The sequence below is a fragment of the Pseudomonas sp. FSL W7-0098 genome, from assembly GCF_005930585.1.
Lineage (GTDB): Bacteria > Pseudomonadota > Gammaproteobacteria > Pseudomonadales > Pseudomonadaceae > Aquipseudomonas > Aquipseudomonas bubulae.
Window position 1 is genome coordinate 220,225 of the sequence record NZ_RXHW01000004.1, and the last position, 25,977, is coordinate 246,201.

The following is a 25,977-nucleotide window of genomic DNA, read 5'->3' on the forward strand; positions in this document are numbered from 1 at the left end:
GACTTGTCGAGAATTCGTCTCGCTCATATGGGCATTAAAGCGTGCAGGTGATTTATTTCGACATTGCCAGCTAGACGGAGCTGTCAGATTTTGAGGCGGCTCGATACTATGCGCGCCATGCAAATACCCTCTGATCACCCGCTGTTGCTACGCATCGTCGACGACCTGTATACGCAGGGATGGTCACAGCAAAATATTTTCCTGCCCGAGGCTCTGACCCTCGAACTGGCGGCTGAGTGCCATAAACGTTCAGCTGAAGGCGAACTGACCCCGGCAGCGGTCGGCCGCGGTGTGACTCAGGAGGTACGCGAGGGAATACGCGGTGACCATATCCAATGGCTGGAGCCGGGAGAGGCGCTGGCTTGCGACAGTTACCTGGGGTTAATGGAAAGCCTGCGAATCGCCATGAATCGCAGGCTTTTTTTGGGCCTGGAGGACTTTGAAAGCCACTTTGCGCTCTACCCGCCCGGTGCGTTTTACCTCAAGCATCTGGACCGCTTTCGGGATGATGACCGGCGCATGGTTTCGGCTGTGGTCTATCTCAACCAGGGCTGGCTGCCCGAGCATGGTGGGCATTTGCGCATGTACCTGGACGGCGATATCGACTATGACGTGTTGCCGACCGGCGGGTGTCTGGTGGTCTTTCTCTCGGGCGAAATCCCCCATGAAGTCATGCCTGCGACCCGTGACCGTCTGTCGTTGACCGGTTGGTTTCGCCGTCGTGCCACCGAGGTGTTTGTATGAGCCCCAAAGTACTGGTCAGTCGCTGCCTGCTGGGGCATCGCGTGCGCTACGACGGCGGCGCCAGCGGCCCCTATGCACTACTGGCGCAATGGCAGGCCGAAGGCCGGGTGATTGCCTTGTGCCCGGAAGTGGCGGGCGGCTTGCCCACGCCACGCGCTGCAGCAGAGATCCCCGGCGGCCAAGGGGTCGAGGTGCTCGCGGGTAAGGCTGCAGTCATTACCACTGAAGGCGAAGACGTAACCGAGGCGTTTGTGTCCGGCGCGCGTCAGGCACTGGCGCTGGTTGAGCGCCACGGCATCCGCATTGCCATTCTCAAGGCCAACAGCCCGTCCTGCGGCAATCGACTGACCTATGACGGCAGCTTTAGGGGTGTCAAAGTCGAGGGGCAGGGCGTGACTGCAGCCTTGCTGACCCGTGCAGGGGTGCAGGTATTCAGTGAGCTGGAGCTCGAAGAAGCGGCCAAAGCACTGGGTGTTTTGACGCAGAAATGAGTTCAGGTAATATCCGTCATCACATTGCCCAGGGATACAACGATGACTGACAAGCCTAAATCGCAGCCCTCGGCCGCAGCTGAAAGTGCCGATTCAGCACTGCACCATATCGTTGATGGTTTTTTGCACTTTCATCACGAAATCTTCCCTGAACAAGAAGCCTTTTTCAAAAAGCTGGCCACGGCGCAAAACCCCCGTGCGATGTTTATTGCCTGTGCCGATTCGCGCATCGTGCCGGAGCTGATCACCCAGAGCGCACCGGGCGATCTGTTCGTGACCCGTAACGTCGGCAACGTTGTACCGCCTTACGGCCAGATGAACGGTGGTGTTTCCACGGCGATCGAGTACGCGGTACTGGCACTGGGCGTGCAGCACATCATCATTTGCGGGCATTCCGATTGTGGCGCGATGCGCGCCGTGCTCAACCCCGCCAGCTTGAAAAAAATGCCGACGGTAAAGGCCTGGCTGCACCACGTGGAAGTGGCCAAGACCATGGTGCAGGACAACTGCAACTGCGCCAATGAATCTGAAAGCATGCACGTGCTGACCGAAGAAAACGTGATTGCCCAGCTGCAGCACTTGCGCACGCACCCGTCGGTAGCGTCGCGTATGGCCAATGGGCATCTGTTTATCCATGGCTGGGTCTACGACATCGAAACCAGCGCAATCAAGGCCTACGACGCCGACAAGGGCGAATTCCTGCCACTGGACGGCACCAGCCCGATCCCGAGCGCGACGCCCAAAGCGCGGTTTTAAACGCGCATGAGCGGTGGGAGCGGGCTTGCTCGCGATTGCATCAGCGCGGTATGTCAGTTAAACCGCAGCGTCTGCATCGCAGGCAAGCCAGCTCCCACAAAAAGCCTGCAAAAATCTTACAACGCCAGGCCAACACCCAATTGCTTGGACAGGCACGGCCAGCGCTTCCAGGCTGCGCCCGTTTCAGGGCTGGTCAGGCGCTCGCGATAGGCTTCGACCGACTCCAGGGCAAAGCTCTCTTCGTTGAGCATCAGGTCAACCGCATGATGCACGGCGGCATCCAGCTGGTTGGCAAAGTCTTCGCCAATCAACTGGTGGGCGATCAGGTTGGCCACGGTCATGTCCAGCGGAATCAACGGCTGCTGGAAGTGCTTGATATAGAGGTCGTTGACCTCTTCGACCAGGCGGTGCGCCAGGTACGCTTCGTCCAGCAAACCCTCCAGCCCTTCGTGGCCAACGAGCAGCGGCAATGGCTGGGCAAAGAATTGCTCGGCGATTTTCAGGATCGGCTTGATCTGCGACTCGATACCGGCCTCGCGAGCGACTTCATTGGCCGCATCGAGCAAGTCGGGCACCTGGTCGATATAGGCGCTGACGAAACGCGTCATCACCACATTACGGTCGACTTCAGGCAATTGGATGGCGGTGTGAAGGTGTGGCAATTGAGCGGCCAGATGCTTGGCGAGCAGGCCCGTTTCAGCCTCATGGTCTTGGGCACGCGAGATCTGCACGCGGATGGCGGCGGTGTTCATGGGAACTCCAGGGGGGTGCTAGACAGGGGGGTACTTTTAAAAAAGTAGCCCTCTCAGGTCAAGGAGAGGGGTTTTTCAGGGGGAGTATTGTCATTCATTTTGTGACCGGGCAGTGAGTGCCATTTGTCGATGGCCCCTTATTTCATTGTTTTGGCCCCTCATATTGCGGGGCCGGGCCCTGTGTCTATACTCGTTTTTGTAACCGTTATTCGATGACGCCCGACTGCTTGAGCAGACGAGGCTCGGCGGTAAGGAACAGCTGGTTGGAACACCGCCCCCTTGTAGCGCTGCCCGTGTACAGATGCAGACCGGCGCAATAACAAGAAAAATAAAGGGGAACACCGCGATGCGACATCCACAGTTATGGATGGGCCTGCTGTTGTGGTCAGTGTTCAGCCAGGCACAAGCGGCCTGGACCGTGAATATGACGCCAGGTGCAACCGAAGTCAGTCATGCGGTCTTCGACCTGCACATGACCATCTTCTGGATCTGTGTGGTGATCGGCATCATCGTCTTCGGGGCCATGTTCTGGTCGATGATCGTCCACCGTCGCTCCACCGGCCAGGAACCGGCCAGGTTTCATGAGAGCACCAGAGTCGAAATCCTGTGGACAGTCATCCCCTTGGTGATCCTGATCGCCATGGCTGTACCCGCGACCCGCACCCTGATCCATATCTATGACAGCAGTGAATCGGATGTGGATATCCAGGTCACTGGCTATCAGTGGAAATGGCATTACAAATACCTGGGCCAGGACGTCGAGTTTTTCAGCAACCTGGCCACCCCCGCCGACCAGATCCACAACCAGGCCCCCAAGGGCGAGCATTACCTGCTCGAGGTCGATGAACCGCTGGTTTTGCCCATAGGCGCCAAGGTGCGGTTTTTGGTGACCTCGGCCGATGTCATCCATTCCTGGTGGGTGCCGGCTTTTGCAGTCAAACGTGACGCCATTCCGGGGTTTATCAACGAGGCCTGGACCCGCGTCGAGAAGCCTGGCCTTTACCGCGGCCAGTGCGCCGAACTGTGTGGCAAGGACCACGGCTTTATGCCGATTGTGGTTGATGTCAAAACCAGGGCCGATTACGACGCCTGGTTGACCGAACGCAAGGCCCAGGCCGCGCAACTCAAGGAGTTGACCAGTAAAGAGTGGACCCTCGACGAGTTGGTGGCGCGTGGCGACAAGGTCTATCACACCGCCTGCGTGGCCTGTCACCAGGCTCAGGGCCAGGGCCTGCCGCCGATGTTCCCGGCACTCAAGGGTTCACCTGTTGCCACCGGCCCTGCCGCCGACCACCTGCACCGCGTGTTCTTCGGCAAACCGGGTACCGCCATGGCCGCTTTCGGCAAGCAACTGTCGGAAGTCGACATCGCTGCGGTGGTGACTTACGAGCGCAACGCCTGGGGCAACAACAAGGGCGACATGGTGACACCAAAAGACGTGCTGGCGCTCAAGCAGGAACAAGGCAAATGAGCCGCCCGGGGATGTGTGCACGTAACGGTCGGGGGCAATCTGCCACTGGCTTCTTGGTCCAGCTGTTTGCAGGAGTCAGGACATGAGTGCTGTTATCGATGACCACGGCCATGCAGACGGTCAGGCCCATGGCCCGGCCAAAGGCCTGATGCGCTGGGTGCTGACCACCAACCACAAGGACATCGGCACCTTGTACCTGTGGTTCAGCTTCTGCATGTTTCTGCTTGGCGGCTCGTTTGCCATGGTGATTCGCGCCGAGCTGTTCCAGCCCGGCCTGCAGATCGTGGCCCCGGCCTTTTTCAACCAGATGACCACCATGCACGGTCTGATCATGGTCTTCGGCGCGGTGATGCCGGCGTTTGTCGGCCTGGCCAACTGGATGATCCCGCTGATGATCGGCGCACCGGACATGGCCTTGCCACGGATGAACAACTTCAGCTTCTGGCTGTTGCCCGCTGCATTTTTACTGCTGATTTCGACGCTATTCACCGCCGGGGGTGGGCCCAACTTCGGCTGGACGTTCTACGCGCCGCTGTCCACGACCTACGCATCCGAAAGCGTGACCTTTTTCATTTTTGCAATCCATTTGATGGGCATCAGCTCGATCATGGGCGCGATAAACGTGATCGCCACCATCCTCAACCTGCGCGCCCCCGGCATGACCCTGATGAAAATGCCCCTGTTTGTCTGGACCTGGTTAATCACCGCCTTTCTGCTGATTGCGGTAATGCCGGTGCTCGCGGGCGTGGTGACGATGATGCTGATGGATATCCACTTCGGCACCAGCTTTTTCAGCGCCGCAGGTGGCGGTGACCCTGTGCTGTTCCAGCATGTGTTCTGGTTTTTCGGCCATCCCGAGGTGTACATCATGATCCTGCCGGCCTTCGGTGCCGTCAGCGCGATCATTCCAACCTTCTCGCGCAAGCCGCTGTTTGGCTACACCTCGATGGTCTACGCCACGGCCAGCATCGCCTTCCTGTCGTTTATCGTATGGGCGCACCATATGTTTGTGGTGGGCATTCCGCTGGTGGGCGAGCTGTTCTTCATGTACGCCACGCTGCTGATCGCGGTGCCCACCGGGGTCAAGGTGTTCAACTGGGCCAGCACCATGTGGCAAGGCTCACTGACCTTTGAAACGCCGATGCTGTTTGCCGTGGCCTTTGTGATTCTGTTCACCATCGGCGGGTTTTCCGGGTTGATGCTGGCCATTGCTCCGGCGGACTTTCAGTACCACGACACCTATTTTGTGGTGGCGCATTTCCACTATGTGCTGGTGCCGGGGGCAATCTTTGGCATCTTCGCTTCGACCTACTACTGGCTGCCGAAATGGACCGGCCACATGTACGACGAAACCCTGGGCAAGCTGCACTTCTGGCTGTCCTTTGTGGGCATGAACCTGACGTTCTTCCCGATGCACTTTGTCGGACTGGCGGGTATGCCGCGGCGGATTCCGGACTACAACCTGCAATTTGCCGATTTCAACATGGTGTCGTCGATTGGTGGGTTCATGTTTGGAGCGACGCAGTTTTTGTTCCTGTTTATTGTCATCAAATGCATCCGCGGTGGGCCGCCAGCACCGGCCAAGCCGTGGGACGGCGCCGAAGGTCTGGAATGGAGCGTGCCTTCGCCCGCGCCGTACCACACCTTTACCACGCCGCCGGAAATCAAGTGAAAGGTCAAAGTCCCCTCTCCCTTTGGGAGAGGGGCTTTTGCTCCAAGGAGATCAAGCGTGAACAACTCAACCCCCATCAAACGCCTGGTCCTGCGCCTGTCGCTGCTGGTGGTGGTGATGTTTGCCTTTGGCTTTGCCCTGGTGCCGATTTACGACGTGATGTGCAAGGCCTTCGGCATCAATGGCAAGACCGCCGGGCAGTACGAAGGGGAGCAAGTGGTCGACCCGAGCCGTCAGGTACGGGTGCAATTCCTGTCTACCAATGCCATCGACATGGTGTGGGAGTTCTACCCCAAGGGCGATCAACTGGTGGTCAATCCGGGCGCGGTCAACGAGATGGTCTTTGTTGCCTACAACCCTACCGGTCAACCGATGTCAGCGCAGGCAGTGCCGAGCATTTCGCCCGCCGAAGCGGCCCGGTACTTCCACAAGACCGAGTGCTTTTGCTTTACCCAACAGGTGCTGCAACCGGGTGAACGGATCGAAATGCCCATGCGCTTTATCGTCGATCAGGCCATGCCCAAGGATGTGAAACACCTGACGCTGGCTTACACGCTGTTCGATATCACCGCTCGCCATCCGCCCGTCGCCGCCATCGCCGGCAAGGCCGCTGACCAGCCTTCCCGATAAGGAGAACGCCCCATGGCAACTCACGATCAGTACTACGTACCGGCGCAAAGCAAGTGGCCGATCATTGCCACCATTGGCTTGCTGGTCACGGTGTATGGACTGGGGACATGGTTCAACGATCTGAAGGCGGCGCGGCCTGAATCCCACGGGCCGCTGATCTTTTTCGTCGGCGGTCTGATCGTTGCCTACATGATGTTCGGCTGGTTTGGCGCGGTGATCAAAGAGAGTCGCGCCGGGCTTTACAGCTCGCAGCTCGATCGCTCCTTTCGCTGGGGCATGACCTGGTTTATTTTTTCCGAGGTGATGTTCTTTCTCGCCTTTTTTGGTGCGCTGTTTTATGTACGCCACTTTGCCGGCCCGTGGTTGGGGGGCGAAGGCAGCAAGGCAGTGGCACATATGCTGTGGCCCGACTTTCAGTTCACCTGGCCACTGCTGCACACCCCCGACCCTGCCCTGTACCCGCCCCCCAAAGGGACCATCAGCCCGTGGGGCTTGCCGCTGCTTAATACCGTATTGCTGGTCAGTTCCAGCGTTACCCTCACCATTGCCCACCATGCACTGAACAAGGGCCATCGCGGCGCGTTGAAGTTCTGGCTGGGGCTGACGGTGTTGCTGGGTGCAGGCTTCCTGGGGTTCCAGGCCGAGGAATATGTTCACGCCTACAAAGAGCTGGGGTTGACTCTGGGCTCAGGCATCTATGGTGCGACCTTCTTTATGCTCACCGGTTTTCACGGTGCCCACGTGACCATCGGCGCGCTGATTTTGCTGATCATGCTGATCCGTATTGTGCGCGGCCACTTCAATGCCGAGCACCAGTTCGGATTCCAGGCCGCAACCTGGTACTGGCATTTTGTTGATGTTGTGTGGCTCGGCCTGTTCTTGTTTGTTTACGTGCTATGACGCGCTTTCGCCCTGGTTTTGCCCCCACGCTGGTGGTGTTGGCGGTGCTGCCGCTGCTGGTGTTTCTGGGCTTCTGGCAGCTTGACCGGGGCGAGCAAAAGCGTGAGTTGCTCAACCACTACGCCGAGCGTCAGGTGGCTGCACCGGTGACCGTCGGGCAATTGCTCACCTTCGATGATCCGGCCTTTCGCCGCGTGCAGCTGCGCGGCCATTTCGACGGTCAACACAGCCTGCTCCTGGACAACCGCATGCGCGATGGCAAGGTCGGTGTGGAGTTGCTGCAACCCTTTCAGGATCAGGCCAGCGGCCAGTGGCTGTGGCTTAATCGCGGCTGGTTGCCATGGCCGAGCCGCCTTAAGCCACCCGAGTTCAGCACCCCGGAGCAGATACTGGATATTCAGGCCTGGGTCTACGAATCACCGGGAACGCCCTTCCAGCTGCACCCCGACCCGCTGGGCGCGCCCTGGCCACGGCTGGTGACGGCTGTGATGCCAGCCAAACTGTGGGCCGAACTGGGCCGTGAAGGCTTTGCCGACGAGGTGCGCATCGCCCCCGGGCCCGCAGCGTATCTGGCCGACTGGCCACTGATCTCCACGGGCATGGGCCCGGAAAAACACACTGCCTATGCCGTGCAATGGTTCGCCATGGCACTGGCGTTACTCGGTCTTTATCTGTATCTCGGCTGGCACACTGCTCAGGAGAAACGCCATGGGAACGGCCATCAATCCGCCTGAAAGCACACGCACCCTGCCCCCGACCACACGACGGCGCGGGCGCTTGCAACTGATCCTTATCCTGCTGCTCACTATCGGCCCCATGGTGCTGGCCACATGCATGTACCAACTCAAATTCTGGCTGCCCGAAAGCCGCAGCTACCACGGCGAGCTAATCGGCAACGGGCAAAGCCGCGCTGCCCTTGGGGTGACGGCCGATGAACAACGCTGGCAGCTGCTGGTGACCGCGCCTCAGGGTTGCGCTACGGATTGCCAGCAACTGGTGTACCTGGCCCGCCAGCTGCAGATCGGCCTGGGTCGCGATGCCTCCCGCGCAACCCACGCACTGGCAGCGGCACACCCCGTGGATGCGGCCTACGCGGCCAAGCTGCAACTCGAATACCCGCAACTGCAGCGCTACGCCCTGGACCTGCCAACTTATACGCAGGGAGCCGAGGGCAACGGTGCAGCGCAACTGTGGATCATCGACCCCCACGGCAATCTGGTGCTGCGCTACGCCTACGGGGTGATCGGCAAGGACGTGCTCAACGACCTGCGCCTGCTGCTGAAGCTGTCCAATATCGGATAGAGGGCTACGCCATGGCCAAAGCCGGATTTCGTCTCGCCTTGCTTGCCACCTTGCTGGCGCTGGTGGTGGTGCTGCTCGGCGCCTACACCCGCCTGACCCATGCAGGGCTGGGCTGCCCTGACTGGCCGGGCTGCTACGGTTTTATCAGCGTGCCCAAGACCGAGGCGCAACTGGCCCATGCCGAGCTGCATTTTCCCGATGCCCCGGTGGAGGCCGATAAAGGGTGGAGCGAGATGACCCATCGTTACTTCGCGGGCACCCTGGGCCTGTTGATCGCACTCCTGGCGGCCCGGGCCTGGCGGCAGCGGCACTTGCCCGATCAGCCGCTCAAGCTGCCGCTGTTTATTCTGCTAGTGGTGATCGCCCAGGCGGCCTTTGGCATGTGGACGGTGACGCTCAAACTATGGCCGCAGGTTGTCACCGGGCATCTGCTCGGCGGCTTTGCCACCTTGAGTTTGCTGTTTTTGCTGACCTTGCGCCTCTCTGGCGTATTGCCCGCGCTGGCGGTACCGCGGCGTTTGCAACGTTGGGCCAGCGCCGGGCTGATGCTGGCAATCCTGCAGATCGCATTGGGGGGATGGGTCAGCTCCAACTATGCCGCCGTGGCGTGTATTGATGTGCCGACCTGCCATGGCCAATGGTGGCCTGAAGCCGATTTCGCCAATGGTTTTCATCTGACTCAGCACATTGGCCCCAACTATCTGGGTGGGCAACTGGACAGCGAAGCCCGTACAGCGATTCACCTCACCCATCGTTTGGGCGCCATGCTGCTGACCGGCGTGCTGCTGGGTCTGGCCTGGCAATTACGCAAGGTCGGCATGAGCCGTCTTGCGGGGTTACTGCTGGTGGCGCTGGCGGCACAGATCGGCCTGGGCCTGAGCAATGTGCTGTTTGGCTTGCCGCTGGCAGTGGCGGTGGCCCACAACGCCGGGGGGGCGGCTTTGCTGCTGACCCTGGTGCTGGTCAATTACCATGCGCGCGCAGTGCTGGTACGGGCCCGGGCGCCACGATTTTCCCGCTGGACCTACAGCCTCAAAGGAGAACAACCGTGGCGACCTTGATGGGCGAGCATGCACAGCGGGCGTTGTGGCGCGATTATCTGGAGCTGACCAAGCCCAAGGTGCTGGTCTTGATGCTGATTACGTCGCTGGTGGGCATGTTCCTGGCGACCCGCGCCGGCGTGCCCTGGCCGGTGCTGATCTTCGGCAATCTGGGCATCAGCCTGTGTGCCGGTGCTGCGGCCGCAGTCAATCATGTAGTGGACCGGCGCATTGACGCCGTCATGGCCCGCACCCACAAGCGCCCGCTGGCACAGGGGCGAGTGTCGCCGGTTGCTGCGCTGACCTTCGCTCTGTTGCTGGCGCTGGCGGGCATGGGATTGCTGCTGGTGTTTACCAATCCGCTGACAGCCTGGCTGACGCTGGCGTCGTTGCTCGGCTATGCGGTGATCTACACCGGTTTTTTGAAACGGGCCACACCGCAAAATATCGTTATCGGGGGGCTCGCCGGGGCTGCCCCACCGCTGCTGGGTTGGGTGGCGGTTACCGGGCAGGTCACCGCCGAGCCGTTGCTGCTGGTGTTGATCATCTTCGCCTGGACCCCGCCGCATTTCTGGGCCCTGGCCATTCATCGCAAGGAAGAATACGCCAAGGCCGATATCCCGATGCTGCCGGTCACTCACGGCGAACACTACACCAAGGTGCATATCCTGCTGTACACCTGTGCCCTGCTGGCAGTGAGTCTGCTGCCGTTTGTGATCCATATGAGCGGCTTGCTCTATCTGGGCTGTGCGCTAGGGTTGGGCGCACGCTTTCTGCATTGGGCGTGGGTGCTGTACCGTGGCACCCAGCCGCACGCGGCGATCAACACGTTCAAGTACTCTATCTACTACCTGTTCCTGCTGTTTATCGCGCTGCTTGTCGACCACTATCTGATGTTGAACCTATGACTAAAATTCAAAAGACCGTCTTTATTCTCGTTGCGCTGGTGGCCTTGGTCATGGGCCTGACGTTTAACAAAATGATGTCGGGTAAAAACCAGGGCGATAACACGTCACTGATCGATGCCGGGATCATTTTGCTGCCGCAAAGCCGCCAACTGCCGGACGTGACGATGACCAACCAGGATGGTCAGCCGGTGGTGATGAACGCGCTGAAAGACAAATGGAGCATGCTGTTTTTTGGCTACACCTTCTGCCCGGACATCTGCCCGACCACCCTCGCCCAACTGCGCCAGATCAAAAGCGAGCTGCCCAAAGAGGTACAGGACAAGCTGCAGATCGTGCTGGTCAGCGTTGATCCCCATCGCGACACGCCGCAGCAGCTCAAGCAATACCTGGGCTACTTTGACCCGCAGTTTGTGGGGCTGACGCCGGGCTCCATTGAAGAGCTGCAGACACTCGCCAACGCGGTGAGCATCCCGTTTATTCCCGCCGATACCAGCAAGGCGAACTACACGGTGGATCACAGTGGCAATCTGGCGCTGATCGGGCCGGACGGCACTCAGCGAGGGTTTATCCGCGCACCGTTCAACAACCAGAAGATGGTTGCCCAGTTGCCGGGATTGGTTGAACGCAAGTAAGGAGGGGGGCTGCAGGTTACTGGGTGGGCGCTGGCTTGCCTGCGATGCAGGCGACACGGTCTTTCAGACAAACCGCAATGAGGCCATCGCGAGCAAGCCCGCTCCCACAGAGGGGCGGGATTGCTCCGACAGTGGGTGTCAGAACGCCGGAACGATGGCGCCTTTGTACTTCTCAAGAATGAACGCTTTCACTTCCGGGCTGTGCAGGGCTGCAACCAGCTTTTGCATGTCAGCCGAGTCCTTGTCATCCGGGCGAGCTACCAGAATATTCACGTAAGGCGAGTCGCTGCCTTCGATGACCAGTGCGTCTGTTTCCGGGTTCAGCTTGGCTTCCAGCGCGTAGTTGGTGTTGATCAGCGCCAGATCAACCTGGGTCAGCACCCGTGGAATGGTGGCTGCTTCCAACTCGCGGAACTTCAGCTTCTTGGGGTTGGTGGTAATGTCTTTGGGTGTCGACAGGATGTTGGTCTTGTCCTTGAGCGTAATCAGCCCGGCCTTATCCAGCAACAACAGCGCACGGCCGCCGTTGGTGGCGTCATTCGGGATCACCACGGTAGAACCGTCTTTGATTTCATCCAGCTTTTTGTACTTGCTCGAGTAAGCGCCCAGCGGCTCCAGGTGAACGGCTGCAACGTTGATCAGGTGGGTGCCCTTGGCCTTGTTGAACTCATCCAGGTACGGTTGGTGCTGGAAGAAGTTGGCGTCCAGGCGCTTTTCGGCCACCTGCACGTTTGGCTGGATGTAGTCGGTGAACACCTTGACCTTGAGGTTTACACCCTCTTTGGCCAGTGCAGGTTTCACGAACTCCAGGATTTCGGCGTGAGGCACTGGGGTGGCCGCAACCGACAGATCGCCCGCGTGGGCCGAGAACGCCGCAACAGCGGCCACAGCAGCAAATAACTTCTTCATGCAGCAACTCCTTGGGAATACCTGAAATCAGGTATCTGCCAGCCACAGGCTGGCGGTTACGTTTATTAATCCGGGGGGTACTTACTTGCGCGAAAAATGCACCACCAGCCTGTCGCCAACGGTTTGCAGAATCTGCACCAGAATCAGCAGCAGCACCACCGTGACGATCATCACGTCGGTCTGGAAGCGCTGATAACCGAAGCGGATCGCCAGATCGCCCAGACCACCTGCGCCCACCACACCGGCCATCGCGGTGTAGCTCACCAGGGTAATGGCGGTCACGGTGATCGCCGCAAAGATACCAGGGCGCGCCTCAGGCAACAGGGCGCTGGTGATGATCTGCCGCGTGCTGGCGCCCATGGCCTGGGTCGCCTCGATGATGCCGCGGTCCACTTCACGCAAGGCAGTCTCCACCAGACGGGCGAAGAACGGCGTGGCGCCGACCACCAGTGGTGGGATGGCGCCGGCAACGCCCAGCGAGGTGCCGGTAATCAGTACCGTGAAGGGGATCATCACAATCAGCAGGATGATGAACGGCAGCGAGCGCAGAATGTTCACCGCCAGCGACAGAAAGGCATACACCGCCTTTTGTTCAAACAGTTGGCGCGGGCTGCACAAAAACAGCAGCACGCCAAGCGGCAGGCCCAACACGATGGTAAACAGCAGCGAACCGCCGAGCATCATCAGGGTGTCGCCGGTAGCCAGCCAGATTTCCAGCCAGTCGATATTGGAGAAAAAACTCAAGAAAGCGTCCATTAGCGCAGCACCTCCATATGAACGTCAGCGGCAACGAAGCGGGCGAACGCCGCTTTCATATCGCCACCGGTGATGGCGAGGGTCAATTGCCCATAAGGGGTGTCTTTGATGCGGTCAATACGACCGGCCAGGATGCTGTAGTCCACACCTGTTTCGCGGGCGATGGTGCCCAGCAGCGGTGCGTAGGTAGCTTCGCCCTGGAAGGTCAGGCGTACGATGCGACCAGGTACATGAGCGAAATCGTCGCGCTGCTCACTCTCGTCGATCTGCTCGTCTTCCTGCACAAAACGCTTGGTGGTCGGGTGCTTGGGGTGCAGGAATACATCGGCCACCGGGCCTTGCTCAACGATCACCCCCGCGTCCATCACTGCCACTTCGTCACACACGCGACGGATAACATCCATCTCGTGGGTGATCAGCACGATGGTCAACTTCAGCTCACGGTTGATCTCGGCCAGCAATTGCAGCACCGAGGCGGTGGTTTGCGGGTCGAGGGCGCTGGTGGCTTCGTCGCACAGCAACACTTTTGGCTTGGTGGCCAGCGCACGGGCAATGCCCACACGCTGTTTCTGGCCGCCTGAAAGTTGCGCCGGGTATTTTTTGGCGTGATCAGACAGGCCCACGCGCTCGAGCAACTCTGCAACGCGCTTATCAATGGCACTGCGGGACAATTCACCGGCCAGTGTCAGAGGCATCGCGACGTTATCGGCCACGGTCTTGGAAGCCAGCAGGTTGAAGTGCTGGAAAATCATGCCGACCTGCTGACGGAAACGGCGCAGGCCGTTGGCGTCCATCGCGGTTACGTCTTCGTTATCGACGATGATTTTGCCGCCGCTCGGCGTTTCGAGGCGGTTGATCAGGCGCAGCAATGTACTTTTACCCGCACCGGAGTGGCCTATCAGGCCGAACACCTGGCCGCTCTCAACACGCAAAGTGGTGGAGTGCAGCGCGGGGATGTCCTTACCGGCAACCCGGTAAGTTTTATGAACGTTATGAAACTCAATCACGTAGCGAACCTTGTGGGCGCGTAAATAGAAGTTCAGCGGTAAGCCGGGCGCGCATTTTAGCCTGTCCGTATAGATGCACTTAGCATTTATTTGCGCACAAACCTTTGATTTGGCAATAAGACGACTAAAGGTCAGAAAAAAGGAACGACGGTAACGGCCAGACGTCAGTACTTAGGCAACTCGCATCCGCTTGGGCGGTATTTGTCTACAAAGCCCTTATCACAGGGCTTTCGCATACAAGGAGTTTAGTCTGATGAGCAGCAAAAAACCGTCTTCCAACAAGAGCCAGATGGCCGGCACCGACACCCTGGATCGTGGTAACACCAACGTCAAACTGGAAAGCCTTGAAACCTTTCGCGACGACGCCACCGATCAGGCCTTACGAACCAACCAAGGGGTGAAGATTGCTGACAATCAGAACACCCTCAAGGCCGGTTCGCGCGGGCCGTCGCTGCTCGAAGACTTCATCATGCGCGAGAAGATCACGCATTTTGACCATGAGCGTATTCCCGAGCGCATCGTGCATGCGCGAGGCACTGGTGCTCATGGTTATTTTCAGGCGTACAAGTCCCACAGCGCACTGACCAAAGCAGGATTCTTGCAGGACCCCGGCAAGCAAACCCCCGTATTCGTGCGTTTCTCCACCGTGCAAGGCCCGCGGGGCTCCGGGGATACGGTGCGTGATGTTCGCGGTTTCGCGGTCAAGTTTTTCACCGACGAAGGTAACTTCGATCTGGTCGGGAACAATATGCCGGTATTTTTCATACAGGATGCGGTGAAGTTTCCAGACTTTGTACATGCTGTAAAACCTGAGCCACACAATGAAATCCCTACTGGCGGCTCGGCCCATGACACCTTCTGGGACTTTGTCTCACTGGTTCCGGAATCCGCTCACATGGTCATTTGGGCCATGTCCGACCGGGCCATTCCGAAAAGCCTGAGAAGCATGCAGGGCTTCGGCGTGCACACCTTTCGTTTCATCAACGCGCAAGGCCAGTCTAACTTCGTCAAATTTCACTGGCGCCCAAGTGTAGGCACTTGCTCGTTGGTGTGGGACGAAGCGCAGAAGCTCGCAGGCAAAGACACGGACTTCCATCGCCGTGACCTGTGGGACGCCATTGAGACGGGCGATTACCCGGAGTGGGAGTTCGGTGTCCAGATCATCCCGGAGGAAGATGAGCATAAGTTTGATTTCGATATCCTTGACCCGACCAAGCTGATCCCGGAAGAACTGATACCGATTACGCCATTGGGAAAAATGGTCCTCAACCGCAACCCGGACAATTTTTTCGCAGAAACCGAACAAGTCGCCTTCTGCCCTGGCCACATTGTTCCAGGGATCGACTTTTCCAATGACCCGTTGCTGCAAGGGCGCCTATTTTCCTATACGGATACGCAGATCAGTCGCCTTGGCGGGCCGAATTTTCATGAGATCCCGATCAACCGTCCGGTGGCGCCATTCCACAACAACCAGCGTGATGCCCAGCACCGCAGCACCCTCCACAAGGGGCGTGCAGCCTACGAACCCAACTCGATCGATGGCGGCTGGCCAAAAGAAACCCCACCGGCGGCCAGTGACGGCGGTTTTGAGAGTTACCCGGAACGCATCGACGCCAACAAAATCCGTCAGCGCAGCGAATCATTCGGTGACCATTTCTCCCAGGCGCGGCTGTTCTTCAACAGCATGAGCAACCATGAGCAAGAGCACATCATTGCTGCCTACAGCTTTGAGCTGGGTAAAGTTGAGCGCGAGTCTATCCGTGCGCGGCAGGTGAATGAGATTCTGGCCAATATTGATTTGGGCCTGGCCAGGCGCGTCGCCGAAAATCTGGGCTTGCCCGCACCCAAGGCCGGTACGGTAGCTGAGCGCAAGACTCGCTTTACCCAGTCGCCGGCCCTGAGCCAGGCCAATCTGCTGGCAGGGAATATCAAAACCCGAAAAGTGGCGATCCTGGCGGCCAACGGGGTGGATGGCAAAGCGATCGATGCGCTGAAACAGGCGCTTGCAGCAGAGGGTGCCCACGCCAAATTGCTGGGGCCGACGTCAGCCCCGGTGAAAACCGCTGACGGCACATTGCTGGCTGTGGATGCGTCGATGGAAGGCTTGCCTTCGGTGGCGTTCGACGCGGTGTACGTACCGGGTGGCGCGGCGTCGATCAAGGCACTGAGCGGCGACGGAGTGGCCTTGCACTACCTGCTGGAAGCGTACAAGCACCTCAAGGCCATCGCCTTGCAGGGTGATGCCAGACAACTGCTGGACGTGCTGCACCTACAGGCAGATGAAGGGTTGCTGGCGATCAAGGATGCCCAGGATCTAAAAGCCTTTTTTGCAGCCATCGGGCAACACCGCGTGTGGTCACGGGAGGCCAGGGCCAAGGCAATACCGGCCTAGCCGAAAACAAAAAACCCGTAGCAGCCTTTGGCTGCTACGGGTTTTTCATGCCCGGATGTTTTATTCCGGTTTGCTGGGGATCAGCACCATTTGTGCGGGTACGTGGCGAATGACTTGACGGTTCAGCTTGAGGTCAAACCCGGGGTCGATCTTTTTAACCCGCTTGCTGATCAGTGTGGCCAGCCATGGATAATCCGCCGTACGCGGAACCTGCAGGCTGACGGCGCACTGGTAATTGACGATATCTTGCGCGATCAAATCCAGTTGATGGCGAAGTTTGGCAATATCGTTGATGTTCAGTGCAACGGTGGTGCTTTCGGCCGCCGGGTCGATCACCTTGGCCGGTGGTCGGGCCTCGGCAGCCTTGAGGGCGGCTTCAGCCTTGTCCAGCTCGGCCTTGCGGGCCTGGGCAATGGCGCTATTGACCCCACCGGTCAGTGCAGGGGCCTTGGGCATCAGGGCGCGGGCACGGCTCAGGGCGGTAGCTGCCGCGTTGACATCACCCTTTTGCAGGACGATCTGGCTGCGTTGCAGGTAGGCCTCGGCCAGTTGGCGCTGGTACTGCACCAACTGCGGATCATCCGGGGTTTGCGTCTGCAAGGCGCTCAATTGGTCTTCAGCGGTCGCGAGTTCACTGCTGGCCAGGTTTTGCTCCAGCTGTGCGATGGCCGTAGCGCGTGCGGCGGCGGCAGTAGTGTCGGCCGACGGCGTGCTTTGGCAGGCGCCCAGCAGCAGAGAAAATGCGGCCAGGAGCAAGTAACGGGAGTTGAACAGCTTCATTCCTGCGGCTCTCTAAGTGCGCAAAAAACAAGCAAGTCTACACCCCTCGACGGGGTAGAACAAAACTCAACAAAAACAGTGCTGCGGCACACACCACAATCGACGGGCCTGCTGGCGTGTCCTTAAACCATGACAGCGCAAGGCCACCCACTACGGCCAATATGCCCAGTGCGCTGGCGCCCAGTGCCATTTGCTCCGGCGAGCGAGCATGACGCTGGGCCGCGGCCGCCGGAATAATCAGCAAGGAGGTAATCAGCAACACGCCGACGATTTTCATCGCCACGGCAATCACCACCGCAATCAACAGCATCAGGGCCAATCGTAACGCCGCCACGGGCAGGCCTTCAACCATGGCCAGCTCTTCATGCACGGTGATCGCCAGCAATGGTCGCCACAGTGCAACCAGCAAGGCCAGAACCGTCGCGCTGCCACCCAGGATCCACATCAGGTCGGTTGGGCTGATGGCCAGCAGGTCACCAAACAAATACGCCATCAGGTCGATCCGCACTTCATGCATGAAGCTTAGTACGACCAGCCCGAGGGACAAGGTGCTGGGGGCGAGAATTCCGAGCAGTGTGTCGGATGCCAGCGACTGTCGCTGCTGCAGCGTGACCAACAGCACCGCCAGCAACAGGCAGCCCACGGTCACGGCAATGGTCGGGCTGATATCCAGCAGGAACCCCAGGGCTACGCCCAACAGGGCTGCGTGCGATAACGTGTCGCCGAAGTAGGCCATGCGCCGCCACACCACGAATGACCCCAAAGGGCCTGCAACTATTGCCAAAGCCAGACCTGCCAGCAGGGCGTAAAGCAGAAAATCAGCCATGCTTGCAGCCTTCTCCATGAACGTGGGCGGATGCCGCCGGGTTATTTTCGCTAACCACTGAGCCATGCAAGTCATGAGCATGGTCGTGATGGTGGTGATAAATCGCCAGGCTTTGTGCGTTTTTGCCAAATAGCTCAACGAAAGCCGGGTCACCACTCACCTGCTCGGGATGGCCCGAACAACAGACGTGGCGGTTGAGGCATACCACCTGATCGGTGGTGCTCATCACCAGATGCAAATCGTGGGAGACCATCAGCACGCCGCAGCCGTGGCGGTCGCGCAGGCGGGTGATGAGGGCATACAGCTCCGATTGACCGGCCACGTCCACGCCTTGCACCGGCTCGTCGAGCACCAGCAATTCGGGCTTGCGCAGCAGGGCGCGGGCCAGCAGCACGCGCTGCATTTCACCACCGGACACGCTTTGCACCGGGCTATCGATGACCTTTTCAGCACCGACTTCCTTTAGCGCCTCAAGGGCCTGGGCACGGTCTACACCGGGCACCAGGCGCAAAAAGCGCAACACGGACAATGGCAGTGTCGGGTCAACGTGAAGCTTTTGCGGCATATAGCCCACGCGCAGCTTGGGCTTGCGCCATACGCTGCCGCTGGTGGGCTTGAGCAGGCCGAGCACGGCTTTGACCAGCGTGGTCTTGCCGGCGCCGTTGGGACCGATCAGGGTCACGATCTGGCCCGGTTCAACGCTCAGCTCGATATTGTCGAGTACGTTTTGTCCGGCATAGGTCACAGTGACATGTTGCAGGCGAATCAGTGCAGCGCTCATCAGGCCTCCCGGCAACCCGAACACAAACCGACCACTTCGACAGTCTGGCCTTCGACAGTAAAGCCGACATCCCGGGCGCTATTGATAATTGCGTCGCTGATGGACTTTTGCTCAAGCTCGATGGCGGCGTGGCAGTTGCGGCAAATCAGGAACTGGCCCTGGTGCGGGTGCTCGGGGTGGCTGCAGCCAACAAAAGCGTTGAGTGAGGAAATGCGGTGCACCAGGCCATTGTCGAGCAGGAAGTCCAAAGCCCGATAAACGGTAGGCGGCGCAGCGCGACGGCCATCCTGCTCGCTCAGTACTGCAAGAATGTCGTAGGCACCCAGCGGCTTGTGGCTTTGCCACACCAGCTCAAGCACCCGTCGACGCAAGGCGGTCAGGCGCAGGCCCTTTTGCGCACACAAGGCATCGGCCTCGGTCAGGGCGCTATGGACACAATGAGAATGGTCGTGGGGACGGCTGGCAAGCGGTGTTATAGGCATGGGCGGCGACGATTATTGAGAGAGACGTTATTATGTTACCTGTTTCAGCCATCATGAGTGCTTATCGTGCCCCGTCTTTTTTCCCTTTTTCTTGCTCTAAGCGCCAGTTTGCTTGTGATCAGCCCGGCCCGGGCCGAGGTCAACGTGCTGACCAGCATCAAGCCCCTGCAACTGATTGCCGCTGCCGTGCAGGACGGCGTGGGGCATCCGGAGGTGCTTTTACCGCCCAATGCCTCACCGCATAACTATGCGCTGCGCCCATCCGACGTACGGCGCGTGCAGTCAGCAGACCTTCTCTACTGGATCGGTCCGGACATGGAAGGGTTTCTGCCACGAGTGATCAAGGGCCGCACCCTGCCATCGGTTACGGTACAAACCCTGCCGGGCTTGAAATTGCGTCATTTCGCCGAAGATAGCCATTCGCACGAAGAAGATGCCGCCGAACATGATCACGATCATCGTCCCGGCACCCTGGATGCACACTTGTGGCTGGCTCCGGACAATGCGCGGGTGATCGCCGCGAAAATGGCGGCGGACCTGAGTGAAAAAGACCCTGCCAATGCGACCAGGTATCAAAGCAATCTCAAGGCCTTCAATGAACGCCTGGATGCGTTGAATGCGCGCCTCAAAACGCGACTGGCCGGGATTGCCGACAAACCGTTCTTCGTCTTCCACGAAGGCTACGACTATTTTGAAAGCGCTTACGGCATCAAGCACACGGGCACCTTCAGTGTGGCTTCGGAAGTTCAGCCGGGCGCCCAGCACGTAGCCGCCATGCGCAAGCGTCTGCAGGAAGTGGGCAAGACCTGTGTATTCAGCGATCCGCCGCTGCGTCCGCGCCTGGCTGACACCCTGACGGCCGGGTTGCCGGTCAAGTTGGCGGAGCTGGATGCCCTGGGTGGCTACACCCCGGCGACGGCGCAGGGGTATGAGCAGTTGCTGGAAAAACTCGGCAATGACCTGGCGGGGTGTCTGGAAAGCTTGTAAGCCGACTCCCACAGATTGTGTGACATTCACAAAAGTTGCGGCTTGCCAGAACCTCTGTGGGAGCGGGCTTGCTCGCGATTGGATCGACGCGGTTGTTCAGATACACCGCGTCGCTACAATCGCGAGCAAGCCCGCTCCCACAATTGATTTCAGTGTTTGTTACAACGCGAACGGCAGCTGTACGGTCACCGTCTGACGCAAAGCCAGGCGTTTTTCAAACTCGCCCGGATCATGAATCAGCACGTCCTGACCGGCAAAGGTCTGGGCTGCGATCAGGCGCGACAGCCAGAACCGCACGCAAGCAACGCGCAACAGGGTTGGCCACAACTCGGCCTCGGCGGCAGTGAACGGACGCAGGGCGGCATAGGCGCCCAGCAGCGCACGGGCGCGGGGAGCATCGATCTGACCGTCTTCGTCTGCACACCAGTCATTCAGGGCAATGGCCACGTCGTACAGCATCGGGCCCGAGCAGGCGTTGTAAAAATCGATCAGCCCGGTCAGATGAGTGCCTTCAAACATCGCGTTATCACGAAACAGGTCGCCATGCAGGTTCGCCCGGGGCAGCGCCAGAATCTGCGCCTTGCGCTCAGTAATTTCCTGCAGCGCCTTTTGCAGCAAATCTGCTGAATCAGGCGACAAACCAGCCATCAAGGCAGGACCTTCAGCCAGCATCCAGTCCAGGCCGCGGTCTGTCTTGCGTTCCAGTACGTTGTTGCGGGTCGCGGTATGCAAGTGGCCGAGCAGTTCCCCAACCTGGGCGCAATGCTGGGCGTTGGCCTCACGAATATGCTTGCCCGCCAGGCGCGGCTGCAGCAGCGCCGGCTTGCCCTTGAGTTCGCGCAGGGCCTGGCCGTCAACGGTGCGCAAGGCGAATGGCACCGGCAGGTCGGCGTCATGCAGCACATCCAGCAACTCGATAAAGAACGGCATCTCTTTGACCGGCCCACGCTCAACCAGGGTCAGGACAAATTCACCGCGCTCCAGGCTGATGAAGTAGTTGGTATTTTCGCTGCCCGCAGCAATCCCCTGGAAATCGAGCAAACGGCCGAGTTCATAAGGCGCAAGGAAGGTTTCCAACTCGCTGCGAGTCAGTGGGGTGAATACAGACATGATTTAAATTGCCAGTACGGGCGCCGCGCAAGGCGGCGCCAATTAAAGTTAAGACGCTACTTCCATTCGAAGATTTTCCACGAAGGAATCAGCATATCCGGCTGGTCGGAACGGATGTAATTGGCATCAGTACCATCAGCCCGTACCAGGAAGTACGGTTTGCCCCCTTTTGGGGTGACCTTGATGGCGTACAGGAAACCGTTTTGACGGTACTCCTGAATGGTTTTATCGCCTTCCGTGCGAATGGTTACATCTGGATCGGCGGTGACTGCTTCATCTGCTGCGAAGGTTACCAGCGGAGTGAATGCAAACAAACCGGTCAGCAACAGGCGATTGAGTGTGCGCATGATAACCTTGTCCCTTTGTCGTCATTGGTCCGGACATTCTAGCGCCGGACTCGCCGAAAAGGTTGATCCTGCTCATGAGCCAAGCTCCCCTCGTCCTGGTGGACGGTTCTTCATATCTGTACCGCGCCTTCCACGCGCTGCCGCCGCTGACTACGTCCAAAGGGCTGCCGACAGGCGCCGTGAAGGGCGTATTGAACATGCTCAAAAGCCTGCGCAAGCAGTATCCGGACAGCCCGTTCGCGGTGGTTTTCGATGCCAAGGGCGGGACATTTCGCGATGACATGTACGCCGAGTACAAGGCCAACCGCCCGAGCATGCCCGATGACATGCGGGTGCAAATCGAGCCATTGCACGCCAGTGTGATTGCGCTGGGTTTTCCCTTGCTGTGCGTTGAAGGCGTGGAGGCCGATGATGTCATCGGCACGCTGGCCCGCAGCAGCGCCGCGGCAGACCGACCAGTGGTCATCTCCACCGGTGACAAGGACATGGCCCAGCTGGTTGATGGCCACATCACGCTGGTTAACACCATGACCGGCAGCGTGATGGACATTGAGGGCGTTAAAGAGAAATTTGGCGTATCGCCCGAGCAGATCATCGACTACCTCGCGCTGATGGGCGATTCGTCTGACAACATTCCAGGCGTACCTGGTATTGGTCCCAAGACAGCGTCCGGCTTGCTGGTGGGTGTAGGCGGTGGTTTGGTCGATCTGTACGAAAAGCTCGATATCGTGCCGACCCTGCCCATTCGCGGCGCCAAAAACTTGCCTGCCAAACTCGAAGAACATCGCGAAATGGCGTTTTTGTCCTATCAATTGGCGACGATCAAGATCGATGTGCCGCTGGATATCGGCCTGGAAGACTTGCACCTCAAGGCGCCTGACTGCGAAAAGTTGATTGAGCTGTACACCGAACTTGAGTTCAAAAGCTGGATTGCCGAAGTTGAGCGCGAGGCCAAGCGTGCCGGGCAGGTGATTGTGCATGAGGCTCCTGAAGCGCCCGCCGAAGCGGAGCAACAGTACGAGACCATCCTCGATCAGGCTCGCTTTGATGTATGGCTAAAAAAACTCAACGACGCCAAATTGATTGCCTTTGATACCGAAACCACCGGCCTGGACGCGCAGCAAGCGCAGCTGGTGGGCCTGTCGTTCGCGGTCAAGCCTGGCGAAGCGGCTTACATTCCATTGACCCATTCCTACATGGGCGTACCCGAGCAACTGGATCGCGACACGGTATTGCGTGCCCTCAAGCCGCTGCTGGAAGACCCGAGCAAAGCCAAGGTCGGACAACACGCCAAGTACGACATGAATATTCTGGCCAACTGCGCCATCGGTGGCGATCAATCCTGCGGGATCATGGTTCAGGGCGTTGCCTTCGACACCATGCTTGAGTCCTATGTGCTCGACTCCACGGGCAGCCGCCACGATATGGACAGCCTGGCCCTCAAGTACCTGGGCCACACCACCACCAGCTTCCAGGACATTGCCGGCAAGGGCGTCAAGCAACTGACCTTCGACCAGATTTCCCTGGAGCAGGCCGGCCCGTATGCGGCCGAAGATGCCGACGTGACCTTGCGTTTGCACCATGTACTGCACGAAAAACTCGCAGCGATCCCTAGCCTCAACAGCGTATTGACGGACATCGAGATGCCGCTGGTGCCGGTACTGGCGCGTATTGAACGTCAGGGCGCGCTGGTGGATGCCAACCTGCTGGGTATCCAGAGTGTTGAGCTGGGTGACAAACTGGTTGCGCTTGAGCGTGAGGCTTTTGCCATTGCCGGTGAGGAGTTCAACCTGAGCTCACCCAAGCAACTGGGTGTGATCCTGTATGAAAAACTCGGTCTGCCAATCATCAGCAAAACGGCCAAAGGCCAGCCTTCGACTGCCGAAGCCGTGCTGGCGGAACTGGCCGAGCAGGACTTCCCGCTGCCCAAGGTGCTGATGCAGTACCGCTCCATGAGCAAGCTGAAAAGCACCTACACCGATCGCCTGCCTGAGCAGATCAACCCGCGTACGGGCCGTATCCACACCTCCTACCACCAGGCCGTCACGGCGACCGGTCGTTTGTCTTCAAGTGATCCAAACTTGCAGAACATTCCGATCCGTACCGCCGAAGGTCGTCGGATCCGTCAGGCCTTTGTGGCCCCTAAAGGCTACAAACTGCTGGCGGCCGACTACTCGCAAATCGAGCTGCGGATCATGGCCCACCTGGCCAAGGACGAAGGTTTGCTGCATGCCTTCCGCAACAATCTGGACGTGCACAGCGCCACCGCTGCCGAGGTGTTCGGGGTTGATCTGGCGGACGTCACCACCGACCAGCGCCGCAGTGCCAAGGCCATCAACTTCGGCCTGATCTACGGCATGAGCGCCTTTGGCCTGGCCAAACAGATCGGCGTCGACCGCAAACAGTCGCAAGCCTATATCGACCGTTATTTCGCACGTTACCCGGGCGTGCTGGACTACATGGAGCGCACGCGCACCCAGGCTGCCGAGCAAGGCTATGTCGAGACCATTTTCGGTCGTCGCTTGTACCTGCCGGAAATCAACGCGAAAAACCCGGCGCTGCGCAAAGGCGCCGAACGCACGGCAATCAACGCACCGATGCAGGGCACGGCAGCCGATATCATCAAAAAAGCCATGGTGTCTGTGGATAACTGGCTCAGCGCCTCAGGCCTCGATGCCCGCGTCATCCTGCAGGTACACGATGAACTGGTGCTAGAAGTGCGCGAAGACCTGGTGGACCAGGTGCGTGATGAAGTGCGGATACACATGAGCGAAGCGGCGAAGCTGGATGTGCCGCTAGTGGTTGAAGTAGGCGTGGGCAACAACTGGGATGAAGCGCATTAATGAGGGAATGTGGGAGCGGGCTTGCTCGCGATGCAGGCGACGCGGTCTGTCGCAATGACCGCGTTGATGCCATCGCGAGCAAGCCCGCTCCCACACTAAAAATTTATTGCTGCTGCAGAGACCGGGCTTATTCCAAAGAGTTTTTAAGCTCCCGGAACTAAATCTGCCAACACCACTCAGATTTATTGAATGGGTGGTGAAGCCCTTCAAAGCTCCTAATGTTGTGTTAAGTGTTGGCAGATACCTGAACCCCGCCCTAGCGGTTCAGTACTTGAACCCCGGACCTCCTTCCCCCCATGCGAAGTCCGGGGTTTTTTTTGCCTGCGATTTGTTACTCGTCGGCTTCAACCAGTTCTTCGCCTTTGTTCGGCAATTCCATCCAGCGTGCCAGCACGGTGTACGCCTCTTCCAGGCCCATGCGCTTTGGCGTGGAGAACAACTGGATGGTGACGGCATCGCCCCATTGCTTGCGAATGTCCGACTGGATTTTAAGCAGCGTATTTTTTGCAGCGCCGTACGTCAGTTTGTCGGCTTTGGTCAGCAAAATGTGCATAGGCATGCCGCTGGACACGGTCCAATCCAGCATCAAAAGGTCGAAATCGGTCATTGGATGACGGATATCCATCATCAAGATCACACCCTTGAGGCTTTCACGGCTGCCGAAATATGCTTCAAGGTGGCGCTGCCAGTGCAATTTCAGCGGGATCGGCACCTTGGCATAACCGTAACCTGGCAAGTCGACCAGGCGACGTTCTTCGTCCAGTTGGAAGAAGTTCAGCAACTGAGTGCGGCCCGGAGTTTTCGACGTGCGCGCCAGGCTGGCGTGGGTCAAAGTGTTGAGTGCACTGGACTTGCCGGCGTTGGAGCGCCCGGCAAACGCGACTTCGTAGCCTTCGTCATCGGGGCATTGATCGACTTTGGCAGCGCTGAGCATGAAGGTGGCCTGTTGGCACAGACCGAGAATGGGGTTCTTGAGTTGCATGGGATTTCCGATGTGAGCGGCGTCAGGAATGGACGCGGCGAGCGTGTCGTTTCCGTTTCAGTGACGCCAGTATATAATGCCGCAGATTTTGTGTGCGCTTTGTCCCAGCGTAGGATGAAGAACACGGGAGCAAAAAACCCAGGTTGCGCATTAGAACGCAGCAGGCTCCCAACCCTGAAAAGGTCGTTTTATGACTGCTGGTGCCGGTGTCTTGATGCCACGTTACAGCATTCAGGCTACACAGGATCCGGAAGCCGTGTACAACCGCGTTTGTATTGTCTGCCATGCTGGTCAGCTAATAGGCCAAGGTAAGAGCAAGGTATGTAGGCGCTGGTACGACATGTGACCCAGGGTTTCAAGGCGATGCCGCCGCGTGGTTTGTGCATGGACTGCAGTGTCGAGGATTACCGAACTGTCCTACAGTGGATAAGCGAGTGAGCCCGGCCCATAACTCTTTAACCCTTAGCCGTAGTTGGA

The 25,977-nt window shown here is 58.8% G+C and carries 26 protein-coding genes and 1 pseudogene; 16 read left to right on the forward strand and 11 right to left on the reverse strand.

Annotated elements, in window-relative coordinates; translation table 11 throughout:
- Positions 1-108 precede the first annotated feature (108 nt).
- Genes FHL07_RS09165 through FHL07_RS09175 form a run of 3 tightly spaced genes read left to right on the forward strand, consistent with a single transcriptional unit; the run spans position 109 to position 1,991 of the window.
- Positions 109-744, forward strand: a complete 636-nt coding sequence (locus tag FHL07_RS09165; protein WP_094999699.1) for a 2OG-Fe(II) oxygenase — start codon at positions 109-111, stop codon at positions 742-744.
- Entirely contained in the window at positions 741-1,235 is a 495-nt protein-coding gene (locus FHL07_RS09170) for a DUF523 domain-containing protein (RefSeq protein WP_094999698.1), read from the forward strand. Before FHL07_RS09165 ends, FHL07_RS09170 begins: the two co-directional genes overlap by 4 nt.
- Positions 1,236-1,277: 42 nt before the next feature.
- Complete coding sequence (locus FHL07_RS09175; protein ID WP_094999697.1) at positions 1,278-1,991, forward strand: carbonic anhydrase; 714 nt, start codon at positions 1,278-1,280, stop codon at positions 1,989-1,991.
- Positions 1,992-2,107: 116 nt separating this feature from the next.
- On the opposite strand, the gene FHL07_RS09185 is transcribed toward FHL07_RS09175, so the two are convergent.
- Positions 2,108-2,743 carry a hypothetical protein gene (locus FHL07_RS09185; RefSeq protein WP_094999696.1) on the reverse strand — a complete coding sequence of 212 codons (636 nt, stop codon included), beginning with the start codon at positions 2,741-2,743 and terminating at the stop codon, positions 2,108-2,110.
- A 346-nt stretch (positions 2,744-3,089) separates the two neighbouring features.
- Between FHL07_RS09185 and coxB the strand changes: the two genes are divergently transcribed.
- The 9 genes from coxB (at position 3,090) to FHL07_RS09230 (ending at position 11,298) form a co-directional block, all read left to right on the forward strand.
- Positions 3,090-4,214, forward strand: coding sequence for a cytochrome c oxidase subunit II (gene coxB, locus FHL07_RS09190; RefSeq protein WP_138738397.1), 1,125 nt, complete (start codon positions 3,090-3,092; stop codon positions 4,212-4,214).
- An 82-nt stretch (positions 4,215-4,296) separates the two neighbouring features.
- Positions 4,297-5,886, forward strand: coding sequence for a cytochrome c oxidase subunit I (ctaD, locus tag FHL07_RS09195; RefSeq protein WP_138738398.1), 1,590 nt, complete (start codon positions 4,297-4,299; stop codon positions 5,884-5,886).
- Between the two features lie 57 nt (positions 5,887-5,943).
- Positions 5,944-6,516: a cytochrome c oxidase assembly protein gene (locus tag FHL07_RS09200; RefSeq protein WP_094999693.1), complete on the forward strand. Its 573-nt coding sequence runs from the start codon at positions 5,944-5,946 to the stop codon at positions 6,514-6,516.
- Between the two features lie 12 nt (positions 6,517-6,528).
- Complete coding sequence (locus tag FHL07_RS09205) at positions 6,529-7,416, forward strand: cytochrome c oxidase subunit 3 (RefSeq protein WP_094999692.1); 888 nt, start codon at positions 6,529-6,531, stop codon at positions 7,414-7,416.
- A complete protein-coding gene (locus FHL07_RS09210; RefSeq protein WP_095020627.1) occupies positions 7,413-8,150 on the forward strand; it encodes an SURF1 family protein in 738 nt (245 codons plus the stop codon). Before FHL07_RS09205 ends, FHL07_RS09210 begins: the two co-directional genes overlap by 4 nt.
- A complete protein-coding gene (locus FHL07_RS09215; protein WP_094999690.1) occupies positions 8,125-8,718 on the forward strand; it encodes a hypothetical protein in 594 nt (197 codons plus the stop codon). Before FHL07_RS09210 ends, FHL07_RS09215 begins: the two co-directional genes overlap by 26 nt.
- Positions 8,719-8,729: 11 nt before the next feature.
- A complete protein-coding gene (locus FHL07_RS09220; protein ID WP_138738399.1) occupies positions 8,730-9,779 on the forward strand; it encodes a COX15/CtaA family protein in 1,050 nt (349 codons plus the stop codon).
- Positions 9,779-10,666 (forward strand): heme o synthase, encoded by an 888-nt coding sequence (gene cyoE, locus FHL07_RS09225; protein WP_446730758.1) that lies wholly within the window; start codon positions 9,779-9,781, stop codon positions 10,664-10,666. The genes FHL07_RS09220 and cyoE overlap by 1 nt, the downstream gene beginning before the upstream one ends.
- Positions 10,663-11,298, forward strand: a complete 636-nt coding sequence (locus FHL07_RS09230; protein ID WP_095017884.1) for an SCO family protein — start codon at positions 10,663-10,665, stop codon at positions 11,296-11,298. Before cyoE ends, FHL07_RS09230 begins: the two co-directional genes overlap by 4 nt.
- A 138-nt stretch (positions 11,299-11,436) precedes the next feature.
- On the opposite strand, the gene FHL07_RS09235 is transcribed toward FHL07_RS09230, so the two are convergent.
- The 3 genes from FHL07_RS09235 to FHL07_RS09245 all read right to left on the reverse strand — a co-directional run bounded on the left by FHL07_RS09235 (position 11,437) and on the right by FHL07_RS09245 (position 13,970).
- On the reverse strand, positions 11,437-12,207 hold the full coding sequence (locus FHL07_RS09235; protein ID WP_138738401.1) for a MetQ/NlpA family ABC transporter substrate-binding protein: 771 nt from the start codon (positions 12,205-12,207) through the stop codon (positions 11,437-11,439).
- 81 nt (positions 12,208-12,288) lie between these two features.
- A complete protein-coding gene (locus tag FHL07_RS09240; RefSeq protein WP_094999685.1) occupies positions 12,289-12,963 on the reverse strand; it encodes a methionine ABC transporter permease in 675 nt (224 codons plus the stop codon).
- Positions 12,963-13,970, reverse strand: a complete 1,008-nt coding sequence (locus FHL07_RS09245) for a methionine ABC transporter ATP-binding protein (RefSeq protein WP_094999684.1) — start codon at positions 13,968-13,970, stop codon at positions 12,963-12,965. Before FHL07_RS09245 ends, FHL07_RS09240 begins: the two co-directional genes overlap by 1 nt.
- A gap of 199 nt (positions 13,971-14,169) precedes the next feature.
- On the opposite strand from FHL07_RS09245, the gene katE reads away from it, so the two are divergent.
- The gene (gene katE, locus FHL07_RS09250; RefSeq protein WP_254925214.1) at positions 14,170-16,362 is read left to right on the forward strand and encodes a catalase HPII; all 2,193 of its coding nucleotides are present in this window, start codon (positions 14,170-14,172) and stop codon (positions 16,360-16,362) included.
- A gap of 60 nt (positions 16,363-16,422) precedes the next feature.
- On the opposite strand, the gene FHL07_RS09255 is transcribed toward katE, so the two are convergent.
- Genes FHL07_RS09255 through FHL07_RS09270 form a run of 4 tightly spaced genes read right to left on the reverse strand, consistent with a single transcriptional unit; the run spans position 16,423 to position 19,231 of the window.
- Entirely contained in the window at positions 16,423-17,142 is a 720-nt protein-coding gene (locus FHL07_RS09255; protein WP_095020625.1) for a PA5502 family lipoprotein, read from the reverse strand.
- A gap of 37 nt (positions 17,143-17,179) precedes the next feature.
- The gene (gene znuB, locus FHL07_RS09260; protein WP_094999681.1) at positions 17,180-17,968 is read right to left on the reverse strand and encodes a zinc ABC transporter permease subunit ZnuB; all 789 of its coding nucleotides are present in this window, start codon (positions 17,966-17,968) and stop codon (positions 17,180-17,182) included.
- Positions 17,961-18,749 (reverse strand): zinc ABC transporter ATP-binding protein ZnuC, encoded by a 789-nt coding sequence (znuC, locus tag FHL07_RS09265; protein WP_094999680.1) that lies wholly within the window; start codon positions 18,747-18,749, stop codon positions 17,961-17,963. Before znuC ends, znuB begins: the two co-directional genes overlap by 8 nt.
- Complete coding sequence (locus FHL07_RS09270; RefSeq protein ID WP_094999679.1) at positions 18,749-19,231, reverse strand: Fur family transcriptional regulator; 483 nt, start codon at positions 19,229-19,231, stop codon at positions 18,749-18,751. The genes znuC and FHL07_RS09270 overlap by 1 nt, the downstream gene beginning before the upstream one ends.
- A gap of 66 nt (positions 19,232-19,297) precedes the next feature.
- On the opposite strand from FHL07_RS09270, the gene FHL07_RS09275 reads away from it, so the two are divergent.
- Positions 19,298-20,218 carry a zinc ABC transporter substrate-binding protein ZnuA gene (locus tag FHL07_RS09275; RefSeq protein WP_095017886.1) on the forward strand — a complete coding sequence of 307 codons (921 nt, stop codon included), beginning with the start codon at positions 19,298-19,300 and terminating at the stop codon, positions 20,216-20,218.
- Between the two features lie 159 nt (positions 20,219-20,377).
- Here FHL07_RS09275 and FHL07_RS09280 read toward each other — a convergent pair whose 3' ends face one another.
- Together FHL07_RS09280 and FHL07_RS09285 are read right to left on the reverse strand one after the other, a co-directional pair.
- Entirely contained in the window at positions 20,378-21,328 is a 951-nt protein-coding gene (locus FHL07_RS09280) for a homoserine kinase (RefSeq protein ID WP_095020623.1), read from the reverse strand.
- Positions 21,329-21,384: 56 nt separating this feature from the next.
- A complete protein-coding gene (locus FHL07_RS09285) occupies positions 21,385-21,675 on the reverse strand; it encodes a DUF2782 domain-containing protein (RefSeq protein WP_019828138.1) in 291 nt (96 codons plus the stop codon).
- 74 nt (positions 21,676-21,749) lie between these two features.
- Between FHL07_RS09285 and polA the strand changes: the two genes are divergently transcribed.
- Positions 21,750-24,518, forward strand: a complete 2,769-nt coding sequence (polA, locus tag FHL07_RS09290) for a DNA polymerase I (RefSeq protein ID WP_094999676.1) — start codon at positions 21,750-21,752, stop codon at positions 24,516-24,518.
- 331 nt (positions 24,519-24,849) lie between these two features.
- On the opposite strand, the gene yihA is transcribed toward polA, so the two are convergent.
- A complete protein-coding gene (gene yihA / locus FHL07_RS09300) occupies positions 24,850-25,500 on the reverse strand; it encodes a ribosome biogenesis GTP-binding protein YihA/YsxC (protein ID WP_094999674.1) in 651 nt (216 codons plus the stop codon).
- Positions 25,501-25,690: 190 nt separating this feature from the next.
- Between yihA and FHL07_RS23835 the strand changes: the two are divergent.
- Positions 25,691-25,938, forward strand: a pseudogene (locus tag FHL07_RS23835) (c-type cytochrome).
- Positions 25,939-25,977 lie beyond the last annotated feature (39 nt).

Excerpts from the sequence above, each read along its gene's own strand:
- FHL07_RS09165 (WP_094999699.1), top strand. The coding sequence starts at position 109 with ATGCGCGCCATGCAAATACCCTCTGATCACCCGCTGTTGCTACGCATC.
- FHL07_RS09170 (WP_094999698.1), top strand. The coding sequence starts at position 741 with ATGAGCCCCAAAGTACTGGTCAGTCGCTGCCTGCTGGGGCATCGCGTG.
- FHL07_RS09175 (WP_094999697.1), top strand. The coding sequence starts at position 1,278 with ATGACTGACAAGCCTAAATCGCAGCCCTCGGCCGCAGCTGAAAGTGCC.
- FHL07_RS09185 (WP_094999696.1), bottom strand. The coding sequence starts at position 2,743 with ATGAACACCGCCGCCATCCGCGTGCAGATCTCGCGTGCCCAAGACCAT.
- coxB (WP_138738397.1), top strand. The coding sequence starts at position 3,090 with ATGCGACATCCACAGTTATGGATGGGCCTGCTGTTGTGGTCAGTGTTC.
- ctaD (WP_138738398.1), top strand. The coding sequence starts at position 4,297 with ATGAGTGCTGTTATCGATGACCACGGCCATGCAGACGGTCAGGCCCAT.
- FHL07_RS09205 (WP_094999692.1), top strand. The coding sequence starts at position 6,529 with ATGGCAACTCACGATCAGTACTACGTACCGGCGCAAAGCAAGTGGCCG.
- FHL07_RS09210 (WP_095020627.1), top strand. The coding sequence starts at position 7,413 with ATGACGCGCTTTCGCCCTGGTTTTGCCCCCACGCTGGTGGTGTTGGCG.
- FHL07_RS09215 (WP_094999690.1), top strand. The coding sequence starts at position 8,125 with ATGGGAACGGCCATCAATCCGCCTGAAAGCACACGCACCCTGCCCCCG.
- FHL07_RS09220 (WP_138738399.1), top strand. The coding sequence starts at position 8,730 with ATGGCCAAAGCCGGATTTCGTCTCGCCTTGCTTGCCACCTTGCTGGCG.
- cyoE (WP_446730758.1), top strand. The coding sequence starts at position 9,779 with ATGGGCGAGCATGCACAGCGGGCGTTGTGGCGCGATTATCTGGAGCTG.
- FHL07_RS09230 (WP_095017884.1), top strand. The coding sequence starts at position 10,663 with ATGACTAAAATTCAAAAGACCGTCTTTATTCTCGTTGCGCTGGTGGCC.
- FHL07_RS09235 (WP_138738401.1), bottom strand. The coding sequence starts at position 12,207 with ATGAAGAAGTTATTTGCTGCTGTGGCCGCTGTTGCGGCGTTCTCGGCC.
- FHL07_RS09240 (WP_094999685.1), bottom strand. The coding sequence starts at position 12,963 with ATGGACGCTTTCTTGAGTTTTTTCTCCAATATCGACTGGCTGGAAATC.
- FHL07_RS09255 (WP_095020625.1), bottom strand. The coding sequence starts at position 17,142 with ATGAAGCTGTTCAACTCCCGTTACTTGCTCCTGGCCGCATTTTCTCTG.
- znuB (WP_094999681.1), bottom strand. The coding sequence starts at position 17,968 with ATGGCTGATTTTCTGCTTTACGCCCTGCTGGCAGGTCTGGCTTTGGCA.
- znuC (WP_094999680.1), bottom strand. The coding sequence starts at position 18,749 with ATGAGCGCTGCACTGATTCGCCTGCAACATGTCACTGTGACCTATGCC.
- FHL07_RS09270 (WP_094999679.1), bottom strand. The coding sequence starts at position 19,231 with ATGCCTATAACACCGCTTGCCAGCCGTCCCCACGACCATTCTCATTGT.
- FHL07_RS09280 (WP_095020623.1), bottom strand. The coding sequence starts at position 21,328 with ATGTCTGTATTCACCCCACTGACTCGCAGCGAGTTGGAAACCTTCCTT.
- FHL07_RS09285 (WP_019828138.1), bottom strand. The coding sequence starts at position 21,675 with ATGCGCACACTCAATCGCCTGTTGCTGACCGGTTTGTTTGCATTCACT.
- polA (WP_094999676.1), top strand. The coding sequence starts at position 21,750 with ATGAGCCAAGCTCCCCTCGTCCTGGTGGACGGTTCTTCATATCTGTAC.
- yihA (WP_094999674.1), bottom strand. The coding sequence starts at position 25,500 with ATGCAACTCAAGAACCCCATTCTCGGTCTGTGCCAACAGGCCACCTTC.